Origin of the sequence: Belliella marina (genome assembly GCF_042682445.1) — a bacterium.
Lineage (GTDB): Bacteria > Bacteroidota > Bacteroidia > Cytophagales > Cyclobacteriaceae > Belliella > Belliella marina.
Genome location: NZ_JBHUHR010000039.1, coordinates 375,551 through 382,692 on the forward strand (window position 1 = coordinate 375,551; position 7,142 = coordinate 382,692).

The following is a 7,142-nucleotide window of genomic DNA, read 5'->3' on the forward strand; positions in this document are numbered from 1 at the left end:
ATAGAAAATCAGTATCATTTATAATTTCGGAAGAATATTGATGGATTTCTTTCCGAGTGCCCACCAGAGCAAAGGCAGACCCAACTCGTCCAAGCTGAATGAAGTTAACACCTACTAAGACACAAAGTCAAACACATTACGCTAAGTTCACTTTTTAAATACCTAAAGTAAAATAAGCATAGAGAAATGATTTTTTAACCGATGGCTAAACAAAAAAAGATTGCCAATATGAATCAGCAATCTTTTTAATATCTGTAAAATCTTCTCTTTAACTTATCATCGAACCACTAGCCGTGGGTGAACCAGGCTGGAGCAATCGCAAGCTACCATCCTTGTCTTCTGCCATGAGAATCATTCCTTCAGAATCGATCCCCATCATTTTGCGTGGTGCTAAATTGATCAGCATCGTGACTTGTTGACCTATCAAATCTTCTGGTTTGAAAAACTCAGCGACACCGCTTAATACTGTCCTTTTTCCCAAACCAGTATCCACAGTCAACTTCAACAATTTTTTTGATTTTGGCATCGGTTCCGCAGTCAAAACAGTGACTACCCTCATGTCCAATTTTGAAAAATCATCATAAGTAATGATGTCTTTTTCGGGAGTAACAACAGCATTTTCCAATTCATTTTTCTTCTTGGAGTCCAACAGTTTATTGACTTGTGCTTCTACTACATTGTCTTCGATTTTTTCGAACAACAATGCCGCCGGGTTGATGCTAACGCCGGCTTTCAACAAATCAAACTCACCTGCATTATTCCAGTTCAAACCTGTTAGATTGAACATATTGAAGATTTTCTCCGAGGTAAATGGCAAAAACGGCTCCGCCACAATTGCCAAATTCGAAGCTATATTCAATGCGATATTCAAGATCGTACCCGTACGCTCTTTGTCTTCTTTGATTGTTTTCCAAGGCTCAGTATCTGCCAAGTACTTATTTCCCAAACGGGCAAAATCCATCACATAGGACAATGCTTCCCTAAATCTATATCGCTCAATTGAAGCTGCTATTTTTTCAGGAAAAGCCTTTATGCCCTCCAAGACTTCCTCGTCATAAGGAGATAAGGTTGCCTTTTGTGGAACTACCCCACCAAAGAATTTATGGGTCAAAACTACAGCCCTGTTCACAAAATTGCCATAAACAGCAACCAATTCGGAGTTGTTTCTACTTTGGAAATCCTTCCAGGTGAAATCATTGTCTTTTGTCTCTGGAGCATTAGCTGTCAATACATAGCGCAAGACATCTTGTTTTCCAGGAAATTCTTCCAAATATTCATGCAACCAAACTGCCCAGTTTCTGGAAGTGGAGATTTTTTCACCTTCCAAATTCAAAAACTCATTTGCTGGTACATTTTCCGGAAGGATATATTCCCCATGCGTTTTGAGAATGGCTGGGAAGATGATACAATGGAATACAATATTGTCTTTTCCGATAAAGTGCACCAATTTGGTATCCTTATCTTTCCAATATGGTTCCCAGTCTTTTCCTTTTTCATTTGCCCATTCTTTAGTAGAAGAGATATAGCCAATAGGTGCATCAAACCAAACATAAAGCACTTTCCCATCAGCACCTTCGACTGGGACAGGAATCCCCCAATCCAAATCCCTCGTCATAGACCTAGCCTGCAGTCCATCACCCGCTTCCAGCCATGATCTACACTGGCCCAAGACATTGTTTTTCCAATCATCCTTATGGTCTACCAGAATCCACTTTTGGAGAAACTCGGTATACCTCGCCAAATCCAAAAACCAATGCTTGGTCTCTTTCAATACCGGGGTATTTCCGCTCAATTTTGACTTTGGATTGATCAATTCGGTAGGGCTTAGCGAACTCCCACATTTCTCACATTGATCACCGTAGGCGCCATCATGACCACATTTGGGACAGGTACCTTCTATATACCTATCTGCCAAAAACTGCCCTGCTTCCTCATCGAAATACTGTTCTGTGGATTGCTCCAGAAACTCGCCTTTTTCATAAAGATCCTTAAAAAAATCAGACGCAGTATCATGGTGGATTTGTGCAGAAGTCCTTGAATAATGGTCAAAACTTATCCCAAAGGCATCAAAACTGCCTTTCATCATTTCATGATATCGATCTACGACTTCCTGGGGGCTGATCCCTTCTTTTTTTGCCTTGATGGTAATCGCCACACCATGTTCATCTGACCCACATACATAGGCTACATCCTTTCCCAAGGAACGAAGGTATCTCACATAAATATCAGAGGGAATATAACAACCCGCCATGTGTCCGATATGTAGAGGACCATTGGCGTAGGGCAAAGCAGAAGTTACTGTATATCTTTTAAAATCTTTATTGTTCATATAGCTACAAAGATAGGAAATTTGGAAAGTTTTAAATGTTGGGAAAAGGCTAAATCAAGCCTTTTTGAACTCTTCTCGTGCCTCGTCAGTCAAGATTCCCTGATAGATAATCTGGATAGCCTGATCGAAGATCTCCGAGGTACTTAGTCTCATGTCATCACGCATCTCTTTTGGAAATTGTGACAAAAATTTTGGGTCAATCAAATTTTGGATGGCTGATGCATATACCAACACAATCATTGTCTTATTCATATTGGAAGCCACAAAACCTTTTTCTATGCCTTCCTCAATCAATTTCTGAAACCTCAAATAGGCGGAATCCCTGATATAATCCTGCAATTCCCCCCAAATATCCGGCGCATTATCACGCAAATCCTCCAACAATTCTGGGTTGATCGGAGCCAAATCACGTGCTACTATCGTCAGGAATGATTTAAGCTTTACTGTAAAAGGGATCTGTTTGTTTTCGAAGAGTGATTGAACTTTGATAGAGAGTTTTGTTTTCAAAAGATCAAAAGAAGCTGCCAACAAGTCCAACTTTCCCGGGAAATACTTATAGAGCGTTTTTTTGCTCATCCCCAAATCCTGGGCTATATCGTCCATCGTGGTATTTTTGTACCCTTGCTTCAAGAATAGCTTGTAAGCTCTATCCAAGATTTTGGCTTCTATTTCAGTTTTTTTGCTCATTTTTGTGGAATAGGGAGCAAATATATACAATCCGATTTATTTACCTGCCAATTTTCCAAACTTAGTCCTTTTGGAAAGCTTTGACCTTTCATGTCCAAAGCTTAATTTTGGACTTTGACCTTATTTCTAATATTAGCATAAACTCAATGACTCCAGAGCAAGCCGAAGCTAGAATTGCTGAATTATCGCAACAAATCAACTATTATAACCATCAATATTATCAGGAAGATATCTCTGAAATATCTGATTATGATTTTGACAAATTGCTTGAGGAGTTGGTCAACTTGGAAACAGAATTCCCCCAATTTCTGAAAGAGGAAAGCCCAAGCCAACGTGTAGGCGGCACCATTACCAAAGAGTTTGAGACTGCTGCACACGAAACAAGGATGCTTTCTTTGGGCAATACTTATTCTGAAGAAGAATTGTTGGCATTTGATGAGAGGGTGGCCAAAGGTTTGGAACATAGGAATTTTGAGTATTTTTGTGAATTGAAATTCGATGGGGTTGCGATCAGTGTGGTGTATGAAAATGGAAGGCTCATCAGGGCTGTCACCCGAGGAGATGGCACCAAAGGGGATGTGGTCACTGAAAACATCCGCACTATCAGAAATATCCCCGTATACCTTTCGGGAGATGATATTCCCGGGAAATTTGAAGTCCGTGGGGAAATTTTTCTGCCAAGAAAAGAGTTTGATAAAATTAATAAAGAACGAGCTGAAAATGGCGATCCCCTCCTAGCCAATCCCCGAAACGCAGCATCAGGCACAGTAAAAATGCAGGACAGTGGCATCGTGGCAAAAAGAAGGCTCAATTGTTATTTTTATCAGTTGATCACTGATGATGTCGAGATCAACAAACATGACAGTGCCATGGCACTACTCGAAAAATGGGGCTTCAACGTCTCTCCTACTTATAAAAAATGTACCTCCATCAAAGACGTACTTCAATACATAGAAGATTGGAGAGAAAAAAGGCATGGGCTTCCATTGGACACAGATGGCGTTGTACTAAAAGTAAACGACTATGACCAAAGGGAAGAATTGGGTTTTACAGCCAAAATCCCCCGATGGGCAATCGCCTATAAGTACCAAGCCGAAAGTGCAGAAAGCCAATTGCTGTCGATCACCTATCAGGTAGGCCGTACTGGTGCCATCACTCCTGTTGCGAATCTCTCACCTGTACAGCTGGCAGGCACCACAGTCAAAAGGGCCTCACTCCACAATGCCAATGAAATAGAAAGGCTGGGACTTCAAGAAGGGGACTTCGTATTTGTGGAAAAAGGTGGAGAAATCATTCCGAAAATCACGGCGGTTTCATTGGACAAAAGAAATCCTGATGCCAGACCTATCCTATACATTGCCCATTGTCCCGAATGTGGTACCGAATTGATCCGAAGGGAAAGTGAGGCAAAACATTACTGTCCAAACACCCAAAGTTGTCCTCCCCAATTATTGGGAAGGATAGAGCATTTTGTACACAAAAGAGCAATGGATATAGATTCCATGGGAACCGAAAGGATTAGGGCATTGATAGATCAGGGCTACGTTGCCAATTTTGCCGACATCTATGAACTTGAATCCAAAAGGGATGAGCTGCTGGGATTGGAAATGAACCAAGACCAATATCAGAAAACAGACGATGGAATGCTTTATATTTCTCTCCAAAAAGCACTTTTTGCCTTAACAGAAGGGATTTCCCTATCTGCAATCGGTAAATTTTTGGATGAAAATGTCGAAAAATCATTGGATGAAACCCTGAGGAATTTCCAACCATTTATAAGGGAGAGCAAAAAGAAAGTAGCCCAAAACATAGGGACTATCCAGTTGTTGGAAGGAGTCCTCCAGTCATTTCCATTCCAAAAAATTGAGGATTTCCTGCCCTTGCCCATCGTGCTTTCGCTTTTGATAGGAAAAAAAGTAGGTATCAGTCGGTTGAAGGAAGTAGCTGTGCATGAAAGTACTGTGCATGGAATCCTTTTGAAACTTGACTTGGATTTGAGCCAAGAACAAGAAGACCGGATTAAAAAATTAAAGGCAAACACATTCCAAGATGGAGTGATCAACAACATGTTGGAAGGCATCAAGGCGTCTAAGGGACAAAGCTTTGAGCGGGTATTGTTTGCTTTGGGAATCAGGAATATTGGGGAAAACACCGCGCAGATTTTGGCTAAATCTTTCAAGAACATCGACAGCTTAATGCAGGCAAGCAGTGAAGCCCTTTTGGAAATCAATGGCGTTGGGGAGACACTGGTCAATAGCTTGAACGAGTATTTTTCAGATGATGAAAACCTGCAAACCATCAATCGATTGAAAAACCATGGATTAAACTTTGAAATTGAGGAAATCGAAAGATCCTTGGATAGCAATTCACTGGAGGGAATGAAAATATTGGCTTCGGGTAAACTGAACCATTTCAAAAGGGATGAGATTATTGATTTTGTAGAAGCAAATGGGGGGCAGTATGTGAAGTCCGTTTCCAAAAGCCTTGATTATATCATTGAGGGGGAAGATATGGGACCAAGCAAAAAGGAAAAAGCGGAGAAGTTAGGTGTTAAATTGATCTCTGAAGAAGCATTTTTGAAAATGGTTGGCAAATAAAACTATGATGGATAGTATCAAAAAGTATTTCGTCAAAAACAGAATCAGGAAATCCATTTTGGACAAAAGTGATACGCCATCGTTTCCCTCGGAAGTCCAGTTTGTAGGGGTCTTGGCAAATTCTGAAGAAGAGTTTGCGGAAAGCAAGGAAGTTCTCACAAAATACTTTGGGAAAGCCATAGAGATCTCTGGCTTCTACCATTCCGATACAGAGAAGGATGATGCCATGTCAGGCAGGGACTACGGCTTATTCGGAAGACCAAAAGAGAGAATCGAAAGGTTTTTGGAAAAAAAATTGGATTTTATATTGGTTCCCTCTTTAAACCTTAATCCTTATTTGCTTTATTTGTTGCTCCATTCAAATTCAGGTTTAAAAATCGGATTTTTTTCACCAGAAAGCCGTGAATATTTGGAATTGATGCTGGACAAAAAAAACAAGGACTTAAAAGAAAACATCCAAGACTTATTGGATTATTATATCAAAATTAAAGAAGCATGTTGAACTTATTTGGTACAGGAGTAGCATTGATCACACCTATGAATGAAGATCATTCCTTGGATTTTGTAGGTATGGAAAAGTTGATCAATCATGTAGTAGCAGGTGGTGCAGATTACTTGGTGGTACAAGGCACTACAGGGGAATCTGCAACTATGACCAAAGAAGAAAAAAAACAGGTTCTCAAGGTTTCTATCAAAGCAAATGCAAACAGACTGCCTATAGTTTATGGACTTGGAGGCAACAATACAAATGCTGTATTGGAAGAAATCAAGCAGACGGATCTCACGGGTGTTGATGCCATCCTTTCGGTCTGCCCCTATTACAACAAACCTTCACAAGCTGGAATTATAGCCCATTATACTGCGATAGCGGATGCAAGCCCTGTTCCTGTCATACTTTACAATGTCCCCGGCAGAACTGTCACCAACATGGCTGCTGCTACCACCTTGGCATTGGCGAATCATCCCAACATTATTGCGATGAAAGAAGCAAGTGGGAACATGGAGCAATGTATGAACATTGCAGCCAAAATGCCCAAAGACTTTTTGTTGATTTCAGGTGATGATATGTTGACTACTGCACTTCGATCCATTGGAGGTTCTGGTGTGATCTCGGTAATGGCCAATGCCTATCCGGCAATCTTCAAAACAATTTGTCATGGCGATCTCGAAGCTTCGAGAAAAGCAATCTTTAGCCTTTTGGAATTGAACCCATTGATGTATGAGGAAAGCAATCCTGTAGGATTGAAATATTTGATGAAGGAATTGGGGATTTGCAACGATGCAGTAAGATTGCCTTTGGTGAGTGCCTCTGACAGTTTGAAGGAAAGAATCAAGTCAGCGATGATTTGAGGGTTGAGATACTGGAGGTGAGATTTGAGACGCTAGACATGAGACTTGAGACACACAAGGCCTCGCAGAGATCGCAAAGTTGCAGAGATGCGCTGAGGATAGTAGATGCGGGATTACAATCAAGTATCTGGCGAATTCTTGATTCATTATTCGGAGTTCAAAATTCATAATTTAAAAAA

General features: G+C 40.7%; 5 protein-coding genes. 3 read left to right on the forward strand and 2 right to left on the reverse strand.

Features of this window, described 5'->3' with window-relative positions:
• Window positions 1–268 precede the first annotated feature (268 nt).
• Window positions 269–2,329: a methionine--tRNA ligase gene (gene metG, locus ACFSKL_RS15460; protein WP_376887228.1), complete on the reverse strand. Its 2,061-nt coding sequence runs from the start codon at window positions 2,327–2,329 to the stop codon at window positions 269–271.
• 54 nt (window positions 2,330–2,383) lie between these two features.
• Window positions 2,384–3,016: a TetR/AcrR family transcriptional regulator gene (locus tag ACFSKL_RS15465; protein WP_376887229.1), complete on the reverse strand. Its 633-nt coding sequence runs from the start codon at window positions 3,014–3,016 to the stop codon at window positions 2,384–2,386.
• Between the two features lie 146 nt (window positions 3,017–3,162).
• On the opposite strand from ACFSKL_RS15465, the gene ligA reads away from it, so the two are divergent.
• The 3 genes from ligA to dapA are packed head-to-tail and all read left to right on the forward strand — an operon-like array spanning window position 3,163 to window position 6,963.
• Entirely contained in the window at window positions 3,163–5,613 is a 2,451-nt protein-coding gene (gene ligA / locus ACFSKL_RS15470) for an NAD-dependent DNA ligase LigA (protein WP_376887230.1), read from the forward strand.
• A gap of 4 nt (window positions 5,614–5,617) precedes the next feature.
• On the forward strand, window positions 5,618–6,115 hold the full coding sequence (locus tag ACFSKL_RS15475; protein ID WP_376887231.1) for a DUF6913 domain-containing protein: 498 nt from the start codon (window positions 5,618–5,620) through the stop codon (window positions 6,113–6,115).
• The gene (gene dapA / locus ACFSKL_RS15480; protein ID WP_376887232.1) at window positions 6,109–6,963 is read left to right on the forward strand and encodes a 4-hydroxy-tetrahydrodipicolinate synthase; all 855 of its coding nucleotides are present in this window, start codon (window positions 6,109–6,111) and stop codon (window positions 6,961–6,963) included. Before ACFSKL_RS15475 ends, dapA begins: the two co-directional genes overlap by 7 nt.
• Window positions 6,964–7,142: the final 179 nt, after the last annotated feature.

What these genes read in the sequence shown, in the direction of transcription:
- metG (WP_376887228.1), bottom strand. Translation starts at nt 2,329, where the DNA reads ATGAACAATAAAGATTTTAAAAGATATACAGTAACTTCTGCTTTGCCC.
- ACFSKL_RS15465 (WP_376887229.1), bottom strand. Translation starts at nt 3,016, where the DNA reads ATGAGCAAAAAAACTGAAATAGAAGCCAAAATCTTGGATAGAGCTTAC.
- ligA (WP_376887230.1), top strand. Translation starts at nt 3,163, where the DNA reads ATGACTCCAGAGCAAGCCGAAGCTAGAATTGCTGAATTATCGCAACAA.
- ACFSKL_RS15475 (WP_376887231.1), top strand. Translation starts at nt 5,618, where the DNA reads ATGATGGATAGTATCAAAAAGTATTTCGTCAAAAACAGAATCAGGAAA.
- dapA (WP_376887232.1), top strand. Translation starts at nt 6,109, where the DNA reads ATGTTGAACTTATTTGGTACAGGAGTAGCATTGATCACACCTATGAAT.